Raw genomic sequence first — 13,022 nt, 5'->3', positions numbered from 1 at the left:
ATGGCGGCGACGTCTCGGAACAGGCAGAAAGCGGCCACTGTGGATGGAGTCGACGACCATCCACAGGGGCCGCGGTTCGCCTTATCCCGCGCTCCCAAGCCGGTCCCGCCCACAACAACCCCGCGGTTGCAAGACATCACCCCGCAGCTGCAAGACCAGCGGTGCGAAAAACAGCTCAGTAATCGCACTAGATGTCTTGCAATCGCGGGGTGATGTCTTGCAACCGGGGAACTGTCAGTCGGTCAGGCCGTACTTCGCGCCGAAGTTGGAAATGGACTCGAGCTTCTGCTCGGTGGAGCAGTCGAAGCCGTGTCCCTCGACCATCCACGGCATCACGATGATGTCCGTGACCCCGGCCTCGGCCAGCTCGGTGAAACCGCGCGTGCCGAACTTGTCCAGGCAGACCACCTGGATGGCGAAAGGCTTGCCGTCGCCGCGGTCGGCGAGCGAGCGGCCGCTGGCCTCGAGCAACTCGCCCAGGCGCGTGACGGTGGCCGCGATCTCGTCGAACTTCATCATCGCGCTGGTCCAGCCCTGGCCGATCCGCGCCGCCCGCTTGAGGGCGATCTCGGTGTGGCCGCCCACGTAGAACGGCACCTGCTCGGACGGGGCCGGGGTGAAGATGAGCTCGTCGAAGTCGAAGTGGTCGCCGTGGAACTCCATCCACTCGCCCTTCAGTGCCTCGCGCATGATGGCCAGCGACTCGTCGGTGCGCTTGCCGCGGCCCTTGAACGGGGCGCCGCACCACTCGAACTCGTTGGGATCCCACCCGATCCCCACGCCCAGGTCGAGCCGGTTGCCGGTCATCAGTGCGACGGAGGCGACCTGCCGGGTCAGGAGCAGCGGGTTACGTGGCCCGACTTTCAGTACCTGAGGGCAGAACCTGATCGTCGACGTGGCGCCGCCCATCGCGGCGCAGGCGATCAGCGGTTCGACCCACTGCGTGTTCTCGTCCCACATCCGCGAGCCGTCCGGCGTGTACGGGTAGTCCTTGTCCTGTCGACGCGGATGGAACAGGGAATCCGGCAGCACGACCCGGTCGAAACCGGCGGCCTCGGCGCCGCGGGCGATCGAGATGTACTGGTCGACGGGGGAGAAGGAGACGGGGACGGAGAACTCGACGTCGACTACGCGGGACATGATCACTCGGTCTTCCGGGCGGCGCCGGCGATGGCCGCCCTGTCGTCGTCGGTCAGCGGCCGCAGGCCCGAGGCCAGGGCGACGTCCTGCTCCCAGAAGGCGCGGAGGGAGACCAGGCGGCCGTCGGAGTCGACGCGGTAGTCCACGGCGATATCGATCTCCATGATGTTCTCGCCCATATGCGTGCGCATGGTGCCGATGCACAGTATTTCGTCGCCGACGGCGATCCCGCGGTCGAAGCGGAACTCGATGTGGTCCGGGGTGGCCACGGCCTTCTCCCAGAACTCCAGGAGTCGCTCGGTACCGCGGTGGCCGATTCCCTCGGCGTCGAACATCGACGGGCCCACGGGGTCCTCGATGCAGCCCTCGGGCGACCAGCCGGCGATCCAGGCGTCGCGGTCACCGGCGTTGGTCGCCGCCCACGACCGGCGGGCGGCGGCGTAAGCGGGACTCGCCAGCGCGGCCTCGCTCAACTCGAGTGGCCGGTACTGGCCGCTCTCGTCCAGGTAGGGGTTGCTCATGACTTACGCTCCGTTCCCACGACCCACATCGAGAAGTACTGCGAACCCCCGCCGTAGGCATGACCGAGGGCCTTTCGGGCGTCGGGGATCTGGTGCTCGTCGGCACGGTTCATCACCTGGCGGGCCGCCTCGGCGAACCGCAGCATGCCCGAGGCGCCGATCGGGTTGGAGCACAGGACGCCGCCGGACGGGTTGACCGGCAGCGAGCCGTCGCGCGCGGTGGCGCCGGACTCGGTCATGCGCCAGCCCTCGCCCGGCTCCGCGAAGCCGAGGCTCTCCAGCCACATGGGCTCGAACCAGGAGAACGGGACGTAGATCTCGGCGGCGTCGATCTCCTCGGCCGGGTTGGTGATCCCGGCCTCGGCCCACAGTGCGGCCGCGGCGTCGCGGCTGGCCTGTGGGTTGGCGTAGTCGCGCCCGGCGAAGGTGCCCGGCTCGGTGCGCAGGGCGGTGGCGTGGATCCAGGCGACCTGGCGGCCCTCGGACTCCACGGCCTCGGCGGCGTCGGCGTCGCCGATCACGATCGCGCACGCGCCGTCGGAGGACGGGCAGGTCTCGTCGAAGCGGATCGGGTCCCACAGCATCTGGCCCTCGAGCACCTTGTCCACGGTGATGTCGGGCTGCTTGAGGTGCGCGTACGGGTTGATGGAGCCGTTGAGCCGGTCCTTGACCGCCACCATGGCGCCCACGTGCTCGGGGGCGCCGGTGCCGCGGATGTAGGAGCGCACGTGCGGGGCGAAGTAGCCGCCGGCGCCGGCGCCGACCGGTGCGGTGAACGGCACGGGCAGCGACAGGGCCCACATGGCGTTGGACTCGGACTGCTTCTCCCACGCCACGGCCAGCACGCGGCGGTACCGCCCCGACTGGACGTGGGAGGCGGCCACGATCGCGGTGGATCCACCGACGGAGCCGGCGGTGTGCACGCGCAGCAGCGGCTTGCCCACGGCGCCCAGGGCGTCGGCCATCATCAGTTCGGGCATCATGACGCCCTCGAACAGGTCGGGGGCCTTGCCGACGATCACCGCGTCGATGTCGTCCCAGCCCACCCCGGCGTCGATCATGGCGGCGTCGATGGCCTCGCGGCAGAGGCCGGCCATGGAGACGTCGGTGCGGCGGGAGACGTGGTGGGTCTGACCGGTGCCGAGCACGGCGGCGGGCAGGCCGGAGCTGTGGGCGCTCATGCGGTGCGTCCTTCCAGGAGGCAGATGAGGTTCTGCTGCAGCAGATGGCCGCTGGTCGCGTGGGCCAGGGCGCGCTCGGTGCGGCCGGACCAGATGGCCTCGGCGGCGTAGCCGATGCGCTCGAGCCCCGCGGAGAACAGTGGGTCGGCGACCAGCGAGCCGCCCGACGGGGTCACCGCGACGTCGTCGGCCAGGCCCAGCGCCGCGCGTAGGAGCAGTTCCTGGTGCGTGTACTGGGTGTGCAGCTCGGCGACGCCGACGCCGCCCAGGTCGGGACGGTCCGACGACGACGAGCCCGTCGCACGAACCGCGGCAGCACGGGCCGAGGGCGAGTCCGTGAGATCGCGCGCCCCGAACTCGGCGGAGTCGGCGATGTGCTCGATCCCCGAGATGTAGGCGGGGTTGGCCACGAGTTCGCGGGCGCGATCGCCGGAGGCGAGGATGATCGCGCCGGCGCCGTCGGTGACGGGCGGGCAGTCGTGGCGGCGAAGCGGGTCGGCGATGTGCGGCTCGGCCAGCAGTTCGGCGGCGCCCCGGCCGTGTGCGCGGGCGGCGACGGCGGCCATCTCGGCCTCGGACCAGCGCCCTGCGTCGATGCCGGACCGGGCCTGTAGTGCGGCCACGTGGTGGCGGCCCGGCCACAATGGGGCGACGGTGTAGGGGTCGAGTTGCAGTGCGAGCGCGGTGTCGAGGTCCGCGCTGGCGGAGGCCTTACCGAAGCCGTAGACCAGCGCGGTGTCGGCGTGGCCGGCGGCGATCTTGAGGTACGCCTCGAACAGCGCCCAGGCGGCGTCCATCTCGACGTGCGACTCGGAGATCGGCGGCACGGCGCCGATCGAGTCGACGGCGGAGATGAAGGAGAAGGCGCGGCCGGCCAGGTAGTCGGACGAGCCCGAGCACCAGAACTCGATGTCGGTGCGGTCGAGGCCGGTCTGCCGGTAGCACTCGGCGAAGACGGGGGCGAGCATCTCGACACCGTTGGTGGTGCCGAACGTGGACTCGGAATGGCGGGCGTGGGCGAAACCGATGACGGCCACGTCCCGGGGAGCAGTGTGGGTCACGAGGTGTCCTCTACAGGTGTGTGGCGGCGGTGGCCGGATCGGTGTCGGGCTCACCGCTGGGCTCGAAGTGCGTGATGGCCTTCATGGACGCGGGCCGCTCGGACTCCGGCGCCCACACGGCGCGCACGCGCATCCCGATCCGCACCTCGGAGGCCTCGCAGCCCAGGACGAGGTGCTGGATGGGCACATCGGAGCCGTCGAGCAGGATGTAGGCCGTGACGTACGGGGGCTTGATCTCCTGCCCCGCGAACGGCACGTTGACGATGCCGAACGTGGTGACGGTGCCGACGTCGGCGACCTCCACGTATTCGCCCATGGCCACGCCGTCGGACGGGCAGTAGTCGCGCGGCGGGACGTAGACCTCGGGGCCGTTGGAGCGGCGGCGCCCCAGCATCCGGCCCTGCACGATGGCGCGCAGGAACTCGCTCTCCGCGGGCGCGGCCGTGTGGGTCACCGCCAGGCCGATGGGCGTGACGACCCCCGTGACGGGCTCGGCGGCAGCGGACTCGGCGGCGGGCTCGCCGTCAGTGGGCGGGGCGTCGGTGGCGGCGGTGTCGTCGGCGTACCCCTCGGGGACCACGCACGCGATGTCGTGGACGTCGCCACGTCGCTCGGCCGACCACTGCACGCGCACGCGCATCCCGGTGCTCACGGCCTCGGGGCCGTCGGCGGCCAGGGCCAGGAGCATGGCGGTGTCCGCACCGTCGAACCGCACGAGCGCCCAGGCGAACGGGGTGTCGAGCGGGTTGACGTCGGTGGGGTCGGGAACCCAGGTCCAGGCGACGACGACGCCGCCGACCCCATCGCCCGAGCCGACCTCCACGGTCTCGGTGAGCGGCGCGCGCGTATGCGGGTCGAACTCGACCGGCGGGACGTGCACGGTGCCCCGGGAGTCGCGGTTGCCCACGATCCGGCGGTCGCGGAGGCCGGTGAAGAACGCTCCCAACACGGGGCCGGTCGACCTGGTGTAGTCGAAGGACGGCGTGAGCGAGGCGGACAGCACGGGCTGGTCCGGCGGGGTGATATCGACAACTATTTCTCTGGACGTCACAGCCGTAAGTAGAACACGTTCCACCGGATTCTGGGCGGCTTTCCGTGGTGGGCGTCACGCAGATCCGGCGGCGTGGGTCACACTGTGTCCATGAAATTCGCCTTGCAGCTCGGATACTGGGGCGCGCAGCCGCCCACCAATCACGCCGACCTCGTGGTGGCCGCGGACAAGGCGGGGTTCGACACCGTCTTCACCGCCGAGGCCTGGGGTTCCGACGCGTTCACCCCGCTGGCCTGGTACGGCTCACTCACCGAGAACATCCGGTTGTCGACCGCTGTCGTGCAGCTCTCCGCTCGCACGCCCACGGCCACCGCGATGAGCACCATGACGATCGACCACCTGTCCGGCGGGCGCTTCTGCCTGGGGCTTGGCGTCTCGGGGCCGCAGGTGGTGGAGGGCTGGTACGGGCAGGCGTTCGCCAAGCCGCTCGCCCGGACCCGCGAGTACATCGACATCATCCGCAAGGTGCTGCGGCGCGAGGCCCCGGTGACCTCCGAGGGGCCCGCCTACGCGCTGCCGTACCAGGGCGCGGACGCCTCCGGCTTCGGTAAGCCGCTCAAGTCGATCCTGCATCCGCTGCGCGAGGACGTGCCCATCTGGCTGGGCGCCGAGGGCCCCAAGAACGTGGCCCTGGCCGCCGAGATCGCCGATGGCTGGCTGGGCTTCCTCGCCTCGCCGCGCACGGCGTCCGAGTTCAACTCCTGGCTCGATGAGGGCTTCGCCCGCCCCGGCGCGCGGCGCACCCGCGAAGACTTCGAGGTGGCGTTCCTGTGCCAGCTGCACATCACCGATGACCGCCGCGGCGTGATCGACGCCTACAAGCCGTTCACCGCGCTGTACGCCGGCGGCATGGGGGCCGAGGAGAAGAACTTCCACGCCGAGGCGTTCCGCAGGATGGGGTTCGCCGAGGACGTGGACCGCATCACCGAGCTGTTCCGCGCCGGCCGCAAGGACGAGGCCGCGGCCGCCGTGCCGGACGAGATGGTGGAGGCCACGGCGATCATCGGCGACGAGGCGCAGGTGCGCGAGCAGATCGCCGAGTGGGAGGCCGCCGGCATCACGATGCTGGTGGTGACCGCGCGGTCGGTCGAGGAGATCGAGCGGATCGCGCGGCTGATCGACTGAGCACAGCGGCGCCCGTCGCGCCCGCTCGTCCGTCGCGCCCGCTCTCCCGGCCCCGCCGCCGGCCTGACTGACATGCGCGCCCGGCCCTCGGCCCTGCCGCCCGGGACTCGCGCCCCACGCCTGGTTGCAAGACATCGCTCCCCGGTTGCAAGACCGGGGAACGAAAAGCGGCCCGAAAAACGCACCAGATGTCGGGCAATCGCGCGGCCATGTCTTGCAACCGCGCGGGGGAGGGCGAACGGGGAGGCCGCGCGGGGAGGGCGCGGTCATCAGAGCGGTGGACTCCGACCCGAGGTCTCGGATCACGTGTGCGCGAGTTCGTCAGTCGGGGAGGGTGACTTCGCGGACCTGGCCAGCCGGGCCGAAGGTGGCGGTGCCGAGGTCGCCGTACTTGCCCTCGGAGGCCGAGACCCGGAATTCGGGGTCGCCGAGCGCGTCAGCCGAGACCTGGACATGGCTGATGACGGTCTTGTCGGGGTCGAGTTTGAGAACACCGGTGGCGGCGGTAATCGCGGCCATCACGTCGGCGGCGTCGATCGAGCTCACGGTGAGATCTGCGTCGGCCTGGATCGGATCGAACCGCCGCTCCTCCCATCCGCCACGGAATTCATGCGTGATCCGCTTGTGTGGATCGGCCGGGTCCTGCTGCGAGAGGGTGGCGTACTCGCCGTAGATCAGGATCGAGTCGATTTCTTGGGCGGGGAACTCGGATTCGGTCTCGGCGAGCAGGCGGGTGACCCCGTTCTCGGTGTGCAGGAGGCCCGGGCCGACCTCGTCTGTGCCGGCGTTCGACGAACCGTCGGAGACGTTGGCGGCGATCGCCCCGCCGGCGATCGCGAGCACCGCCACCGCGACCGCGATCCCGATCGTCCATCCCCGCTTCGCGTGGCTGAGATCTTCACGGCGACGTGCATCCCAACTGGTGTCCGCGGAGCCGGTGGGGGCGTTGTCGTCGTCATCGCCGTCTAATCCCAGGTCGTCGTCACCGCCGCGCAGGTCGGCCACGAGCGGGCGTAGCTCGTCGATGTACTTGGCCTTGGTGGCGGTCCGGATGCGCTCGAAGTGCTCGAAATGGTCGAGCCGGCCCGCCGCGAAGGCCTCGTCGATGGCCTGCTGGACGGCGGCGCGCTGGGCGTCGGATGCGCGGTTACGGTGCTTCGCCATGAGCGAGAGCGTAGCCGCCGGACCGGGTCAGATCACCTGGGAGCCTCGACCTCTCGTTCCTGGCCGTCGGGGCCGAAGGTCACAGTGCCAAGCGAGCCGCCGGTGGCCAACGCGACCAGGTACTCGGCCCGGCCGCTGTCGTCCGGATAGATGGACACGTGACTCAGCCGCGCCTCGTCGGTGCCCAGCAGCGTCGGAGTGGCCTCGATCGCGGAGCGGACCACCACCGGGTCGATCGCGTCCAGTGGCAGGGGCGGTGCGGTTCCCAGTCTGGGGCCGCGGGTGGGGGCGGACCAGGTCGAATCACGCAATTCCGTGCGGTGCCTGGTGCCCGGATCGGCCGGATCCACGTAGAACAGGCTCACGTGATCGGCGTAGACCAGGAGTAGATCGACCTCCACGTCGCCGAACTCGTCGGCCGCCGACGTGAGCGAGGCGGCGAGTCGGTCACTGATCGCGAGGGCCGCGGCGTCGGCGGGTTCGCCGTCGATGGTGGCGTCTGTAGTAGTGGCAGTCGCGGTGACAGCTGTGTCGGTGGCGGTCGCGGCGGTGGTCGTGTCCGTGCTGTCCCCGGAGTCGTCTGCGCTGCACGCCGTGAGCGTCAGGGCCGCGAGCACGGCGGTGATCAGCGCGGCGCCGGATGCGGCACGGCGGTGGGCGCGCGGGGCACAGGTCATGAGCTCGAGACTAGGCGGCGACGTGGTTCGATCGGGCCGGTCTCAGCGGTATACGGAGGTCTCCAGGACCCGGAGGTCGGGGGAGAAGATGACGGAACCGTCGCCGTCGTCCGCGGTCAACGACACCACGTACTCCTGCTCGCCGGTGTCGCCGGTACCGATCCCCACGTGATCGATCTCGGGGTCGGTCAGCTCGGACGCGTCGGGGGCTGCCTCGACGGCCGCTCTGACGGTGTCGGGGTTGATCTCGTCCAGCGACAGGTGCCGTCTGGGAGAAGGTCGGGAGTCGCGGGTCGGGCTGACCCAGGCCCCGTCCCGGTAGGTGCGGCGCAGGACCGAGGTGCGGGTCGGGGACGGGTCGGCGTGCGTGAGTAACGCGTGGTCGGAGAAGACATAGAGGACGATCACCGGGACCTCTCCGAACTCGTCCCGAACCGAGTCGAGAAGGGGCGCCACGTCCTCGTAGAGAGGGGCGGCGTCGGTGTTGGCGGCGGCCGTGCTGGAGGTGACAGCACCGGACGCGGTCGTGTGATCGGCCGCGATCATCGATGACTCCTGCCCGCAGCCGGACAGGACCAGGACCGGCACGAGGGCGAACGCGGCGGCGAGACACCGGCGTCGACGAAGACAGGAACCCATTGATGAAGCGTAGAGGCCCGACCCGGTTCGTCGGGAAGAAAGACCGCCGCTGAGATAGAACACGTTCTATCGTGGGGCGCATGAGTGCACCCACGCCTACCGTCCCCGCCGACGCCGGAATCCTGGACCCGCGGACCGGCGAGCACGTGACCAGCGTCTACCGCATCGCCGAGGCCGAGCCCGACCGGGTCGCGGTGATCGAGGGCGGCTCCGCCGACCAGCCCGGTCGCCAGGTGACCTTCGGCCAGCTCGCCGAGGCCGCCCACGGCTACGCTCGCGGACTGCAGGAATTGGGTCTGAAGACCGGTGACTGCATCGTGCTGCTGGCGCCCAACTCGATCGAGTTCCTCGAGGTCTACTACGCCGCGCTGGAGATCGGCCTCTATGTGGCGCCCGCCAATTGGCATCTCACCGGCCCCGAGGTCGCGTACATCATCGACAACTCCGGCTCGACGGTGTTCATCGCGGACCAGCGGTTCGCCGACGTCGCCGCAGTCGCCGCGGCCGAGGCCGGGCTCGACATGGCCCGCTGCTACGCGATCGGCGACGTGCCCGGATTCCGTCCGCTCGCCGAGCTGGCCGCTCCGGCTGCGGGTGACGGTGGCGCGGGGGAGGCCTCGTCGTCGTCGCTTCCCTCGGATCGCACCCTCGGCGCACCGATGCTCTACACCTCGGGCACCACCGGCCGACCCAAGGGCGTGCGCCGGCCGCTCACCGGCGCGAGCCCCGACCAGGTGACGGTCCCCAACTACTACTTCTTCGCCGGCTTCAACATCCACGCGCCGGACAACGTCCACATCTGCGGCTCGCCGCTGTACCACACGGCCGTGCTGAACTTCGTCACCATTTCGCTCAACCTGGGCCAGGCCGTGGTGCTCATGGACAAGTGGACGCCGGAGGAGATGCTGCGGCTCATCGACGCGCACGGGGTGACCCAGTCGCACATGGTGCCCACCCAGTTCTCCCGGCTGCTCGAGCTGCCCGACGACGTGCGGGCGAAGTACGACGTGTCGAGCCTGCGCACGATCGTCCACGGCGCTGCGCCATGCCCCAAGCACGTCAAGCAGGCGATGCTCGACTGGTGGGGTCCGGTGCTCACCGAGTACTACGCCGGCACCGAGGGCGGCGGTTGCACCATCACCGGCGAGGAGTGGCTGCGCAAGCCCGGCAGCGTGGGGAAGCCGTGGAAGACCACGACGTTGAAGATCCTCGACGACGACGGAAACGAGCTGGGCACCGACGAGATCGGGAACGTCTATCTGCAGATGCACGGTTCCAAGTTCGAGTATCACCAGGATGCCGAGAAGACCGCCAAGACGTATGTCGGCGAGCTGTTCACCATGGGCGACATCGGGTACGTCGACGCCGACGGCTACTTGTTCCTGTGCGACCGCAAGAACGACATGATCATCTCCGGTGGTGTGAACATCTACCCGGCCGAGATCGAGTCGGAGATGACCCGGCATGAGGCGGTGCGCGACGCGGCCGTGTTCGGGATCCCGCACAAGGACTGGGGTGAGGAGGTCAAGGCCGTGATCGAGCTGGCCGAGGGCTTTGACGAGTCCGACGAGATCAAGGCGCAGATTCTCGACGACCTGGCCGGGCGACTGGCCAAGTTCAAGATGCCGCGGACCATCGACGTGGTGAACGAGCTGCCGCGGCAGGCCAACGGCAAGCTGGTCAAGCGGACGCTCAAGGATCCGTACTGGGCTGACGTGAAGTAGGGCGTACGTTTCGAGCCCCTGACGCTCTCCGCAAGGAGGGAGTCAGGGGCTCGAGGCGTTCTGTGCCGGCTGGCCTCTAGCTGGTCAGCTGAGGCCGATCAGCTGACCGATGTCGATGCCGTTGATGATGTCGGAGCTGAAGGTGGCCGGGTCGCTCGAGATGCCGCCCGCGGTGGTGGATCCGGAGGTGACGGAGCCCAGCCCGAGGTCGTTGAGACTGCCGGTCGCGGCTTCGACGGCGTTGGGCTCGCGGATGGTGACGCAAACGTCGATGGGGTTGTCTACTCTGTTGCCGTTGGCAACTGCGGCCACTCGGAAGGCGGCACCGGTATTGAAGACGTTTCCGGCGCTGGCGTCGCGGGGCACCCGGTAGGTGGTCTCCAACGTCACCCGGGCGTTGCCAGCCGTAGTCCACCCACTGCTCGTCAGAGTCACTGAGTTGTTCGTGGAGTTCCGACTCACGTCGTTTGTCACAGTTGTCCATTTCTGGCCACCGAGCAGATACCACACGCTATGCCTCGCGCTGACGAGTTCGAACCCCTCCGGGTGGAAATCCTGTATGCGGTTGATCAGGGCGCCGGCACCGGTCACGGTGGTCCGGAAGGTGACCTCACCGCCGGGGGCCGCAGTACCGTCGCCGACGACCTCCTTGTTTACGGAGTAGGTAGTGCCGAGTACTCCGAGCCAATCGTGATCGACAGTCCTGCTGGTCACGCAGTTCTCTGTGTTGGGCTGCGCGCTCGCAGTGGCGACGCCGGTGGTCAGGCCGGACAGGGCCATCAATGCGGCTGCCCCCAAGGCGACCGTCTTCCTGCGGTTCTCGGACATTCATCGATCCTCTCGACGGGTGCGAAGTAGCTCAGTGTTTGCCTGCGGCGTTGAGATGAGCCGACAGGCTGTGCGGCATCGGGCTGCCTGGAGCTGTCTTTTCCTGGGGCCACGAAGCAGTTGCGTAATCCAAGACTCCCGCGCCGGTGTGGTACAGATCACCATGCGGGATAAGCGTGACCTTACCGCAAGCCCCGCCGTGGGTGGGCCTGTGGGTGGGTGGCCCGCAGCGGCGCAGTTTCTTGGTCGTGTCACATAAGCTGCGGCTCACCAGGAGCCAGGTAGACGCTCAGTTTATTTGCAGGATTCCCGCGCGGCAGCAAGTCTGGCTATGCGCACTAGGCGACCTTCTACCTGCGCCTATCGAGTAGGCGCGGTATCGATATCGAGCGTAGGTCATATATGAAAAAAACATGATGTAAGTCTGGACGGATGCATAAGTGTGAGTTAGGTTACTCGCCATGCTCGCTTCGTCACCGCCGTGCACTTCTCGCTTGAAGAGCCGTCGCGGTCCCCTGCTCGCCGCCTCCGTCGCGGTCGTGTCGTTCTTCGCGGCCGGCTGCATGGCCGCCGCCGCACCCAGTGAGTCGGTGGCCGTTGACAGGGAGCGCCAGCAGTACTCCGCTGACGGGGTCGCGTGGGGCGGCGTGGAGTCGATCCCTTGGGACACCACGACGATCCCGGTTCCGGGCGGTACGCCGAACTCGACGTCGTTTCATCTTCGGGTGACGGGTGACACGGCAGTCGACGGCGAGGTGTACCTCGGCAACTGGTCCATCGATCGCGGAAGCGCGTGGTTCCGTGTCGACGTCAACGGGGTGCAAGGAGAGACGCGAATTCTGCCGGTGGCGCAGGCTCCCGGGCCTGGCGTTCTGATGAGTGAGTTCTCCTTGCCTGCCGGTGAGTCCGTGCGCCTGACTCTCAACGTGGGCGTGCCCTTCAGCGAGGTTGAGCAATCGGCTCGCATCACGCCGGACTGGGGGATCACCCTGCAGGAGCGCCTAGGTTCCGGCGGCGGTTCCGGCTCCGCCGGCTCGTCGGGCTCGTCCGGAAGTAGCGGTTCTCTCGACTCCGGCTCAATCGGCTCCTCCGGGGGGAGCGGGTCGTCGGGGTCCTCGGGCTCGAGTGGCTCGTCGGGTTCGAGCGGTGGTTTCGGCTCGCTCGGCAGCCCCTCCTTGGGCTTCGGATAGAGGCCCACAACCAGCCCCGGACTCTCCGGGGCTCCTGAACTCGGTCGCCAGCATCCGCTGTTGACCGTTGGCGGACCTGAGTCCGTCATGTACGAGCGATGGGATGGCCCGTGGCCAGCGACATCGCACCGCTGGTCCGGGCGGTTTCATCGCACGGTACCGATCACCTTGAGGGGAAACATGAAGAAGAACACCAAGGGGGCAATCGCCCTCGGCGCGGCCGCGCTGCTGCTCGCCGGCGGTGCCGGAACCTACGCGGCGTGGAGCGATGAGGCCACGCTCGGCGGCGGCCAGGTGTCCTCCGGCCATCTGCGAATTACCGAGACGACGGCAGGCACCTGGACCTGGGCGGACGGATCGACGTTCGTTCCGAGCACCGACCGCATAGTTCCCGGAGACGTGGTCGAATACACGGCCACGTACACGCTGGCGGTCGAGGGAAATAACCTCGTCGCCTCGCTCACGCCGAATCTCGGCGGTGTCGGAGAGACCGGCCTTGGGCAGTACCTGACAGTTGCTGCGGAGTCGGACACTGAGGGCATCACGCTGGACAACATCACCGATGCCAACGACGGAGACACCGTCGAGGTGACTACCACCATTACATTCGACGCGGACACGACGAGCGAAGCCAGTATGGACGCGACCGCGACGCTCGACGGTTCGACGATCACCCTCCAGCAGACCGCTCCTGCAGGCCCGGCAGCCCCCTGATCGACTG

General features: G+C 68.8%; 13 protein-coding genes. 4 read left to right on the top strand and 9 right to left on the bottom strand.

Going from position 1 to position 13,022, the window contains the following annotated elements:
* Window positions 1-234: 234 nt before the first annotated feature.
* The 5 genes from ACWGLC_RS09030 to ACWGLC_RS09010 are packed head-to-tail and all read right to left on the bottom strand — an operon-like array spanning window position 235 to window position 4,954.
* Window positions 235-1,140 (bottom strand): TIGR03619 family F420-dependent LLM class oxidoreductase, encoded by a 906-nt coding sequence (locus ACWGLC_RS09030; protein ID WP_452099568.1) that lies wholly within the window; start codon window positions 1,138-1,140, stop codon window positions 235-237.
* Between the two features lie 2 nt (window positions 1,141-1,142).
* Window positions 1,143-1,661: a nuclear transport factor 2 family protein gene (locus ACWGLC_RS09025; RefSeq protein ID WP_452099567.1), complete on the bottom strand. Its 519-nt coding sequence runs from the start codon at window positions 1,659-1,661 to the stop codon at window positions 1,143-1,145.
* Window positions 1,658-2,842, bottom strand: coding sequence for a thiolase domain-containing protein (locus ACWGLC_RS09020; protein WP_452099566.1), 1,185 nt, complete (start codon window positions 2,840-2,842; stop codon window positions 1,658-1,660). Before ACWGLC_RS09020 ends, ACWGLC_RS09025 begins: the two co-directional genes overlap by 4 nt.
* Window positions 2,839-3,903 (bottom strand): thiolase domain-containing protein, encoded by a 1,065-nt coding sequence (locus ACWGLC_RS09015; RefSeq protein WP_452099565.1) that lies wholly within the window; start codon window positions 3,901-3,903, stop codon window positions 2,839-2,841. The genes ACWGLC_RS09020 and ACWGLC_RS09015 overlap by 4 nt, the downstream gene beginning before the upstream one ends.
* Window positions 3,904-3,913: 10 nt before the next feature.
* Complete coding sequence (locus ACWGLC_RS09010; RefSeq protein WP_452099564.1) at window positions 3,914-4,954, bottom strand: OB-fold domain-containing protein; 1,041 nt, start codon at window positions 4,952-4,954, stop codon at window positions 3,914-3,916.
* Window positions 4,955-5,044: 90 nt separating this feature from the next.
* Here ACWGLC_RS09010 and ACWGLC_RS09005 point away from each other — a divergent pair, with 90 nt between their 5' ends.
* Window positions 5,045-6,079, top strand: coding sequence for an LLM class F420-dependent oxidoreductase (locus tag ACWGLC_RS09005; RefSeq protein ID WP_452099563.1), 1,035 nt, complete (start codon window positions 5,045-5,047; stop codon window positions 6,077-6,079).
* Window positions 6,080-6,400: 321 nt separating this feature from the next.
* Here the strand turns inward: ACWGLC_RS09005 and ACWGLC_RS09000 are convergent, their stop codons facing one another.
* From ACWGLC_RS09000 to ACWGLC_RS08990, 3 genes are read right to left on the bottom strand one after another with little or no spacing between them, the layout of a single operon-like run.
* Entirely contained in the window at window positions 6,401-7,243 is an 843-nt protein-coding gene (locus ACWGLC_RS09000; protein ID WP_452099562.1) for a DUF1707 SHOCT-like domain-containing protein, read from the bottom strand.
* Window positions 7,244-7,275: 32 nt separating this feature from the next.
* Window positions 7,276-7,920, bottom strand: coding sequence for a hypothetical protein (locus tag ACWGLC_RS08995; protein WP_452099560.1), 645 nt, complete (start codon window positions 7,918-7,920; stop codon window positions 7,276-7,278).
* 42 nt (window positions 7,921-7,962) lie between these two features.
* The gene (locus ACWGLC_RS08990; protein ID WP_452099559.1) at window positions 7,963-8,559 is read right to left on the bottom strand and encodes a hypothetical protein; all 597 of its coding nucleotides are present in this window, start codon (window positions 8,557-8,559) and stop codon (window positions 7,963-7,965) included.
* Between the two features lie 80 nt (window positions 8,560-8,639).
* Here ACWGLC_RS08990 and ACWGLC_RS08985 point away from each other — a divergent pair, with 80 nt between their 5' ends.
* Window positions 8,640-10,283, top strand: coding sequence for an AMP-binding protein (locus ACWGLC_RS08985; protein ID WP_452099558.1), 1,644 nt, complete (start codon window positions 8,640-8,642; stop codon window positions 10,281-10,283).
* Window positions 10,284-10,367: 84 nt separating this feature from the next.
* Here the strand turns inward: ACWGLC_RS08985 and ACWGLC_RS08980 are convergent, their stop codons facing one another.
* Entirely contained in the window at window positions 10,368-11,111 is a 744-nt protein-coding gene (locus ACWGLC_RS08980; RefSeq protein WP_452099557.1) for a hypothetical protein, read from the bottom strand.
* A gap of 494 nt (window positions 11,112-11,605) precedes the next feature.
* On the opposite strand from ACWGLC_RS08980, the gene ACWGLC_RS08975 reads away from it, so the two are divergent.
* Both ACWGLC_RS08975 and ACWGLC_RS08970 read left to right on the top strand, forming a co-directional pair.
* Window positions 11,606-12,301, top strand: coding sequence for a hypothetical protein (locus tag ACWGLC_RS08975; RefSeq protein WP_452099556.1), 696 nt, complete (start codon window positions 11,606-11,608; stop codon window positions 12,299-12,301).
* A 180-nt stretch (window positions 12,302-12,481) separates the two neighbouring features.
* Window positions 12,482-13,015, top strand: coding sequence for an alternate-type signal peptide domain-containing protein (locus ACWGLC_RS08970; RefSeq protein ID WP_452099555.1), 534 nt, complete (start codon window positions 12,482-12,484; stop codon window positions 13,013-13,015).
* Window positions 13,016-13,022 lie beyond the last annotated feature (7 nt).

The organism is Dietzia sp. NPDC055877 (assembly GCF_053615975.1).
This window is presented reverse-complemented; position numbering and strand designations above follow the sequence as displayed.

Coding starts and splice junctions, on each gene's coding strand:
- ACWGLC_RS08990 (WP_452099559.1), bottom strand. CDS start 8,559: ATGGGTTCCTGTCTTCGTCGACGCCGGTGTCTCGCCGCCGCGTTCGCC.
- ACWGLC_RS09030 (WP_452099568.1), bottom strand. CDS start 1,140: ATGTCCCGCGTAGTCGACGTCGAGTTCTCCGTCCCCGTCTCCTTCTCC.
- ACWGLC_RS09020 (WP_452099566.1), bottom strand. CDS start 2,842: ATGAGCGCCCACAGCTCCGGCCTGCCCGCCGCCGTGCTCGGCACCGGT.
- ACWGLC_RS08980 (WP_452099557.1), bottom strand. CDS start 11,111: ATGTCCGAGAACCGCAGGAAGACGGTCGCCTTGGGGGCAGCCGCATTG.
- ACWGLC_RS09005 (WP_452099563.1), top strand. CDS start 5,045: ATGAAATTCGCCTTGCAGCTCGGATACTGGGGCGCGCAGCCGCCCACC.
- ACWGLC_RS09000 (WP_452099562.1), bottom strand. CDS start 7,243: ATGGCGAAGCACCGTAACCGCGCATCCGACGCCCAGCGCGCCGCCGTC.
- ACWGLC_RS08970 (WP_452099555.1), top strand. CDS start 12,482: ATGAAGAAGAACACCAAGGGGGCAATCGCCCTCGGCGCGGCCGCGCTG.
- ACWGLC_RS08995 (WP_452099560.1), bottom strand. CDS start 7,920: ATGACCTGTGCCCCGCGCGCCCACCGCCGTGCCGCATCCGGCGCCGCG.
- ACWGLC_RS08985 (WP_452099558.1), top strand. CDS start 8,640: ATGAGTGCACCCACGCCTACCGTCCCCGCCGACGCCGGAATCCTGGAC.
- ACWGLC_RS09025 (WP_452099567.1), bottom strand. CDS start 1,661: ATGAGCAACCCCTACCTGGACGAGAGCGGCCAGTACCGGCCACTCGAG.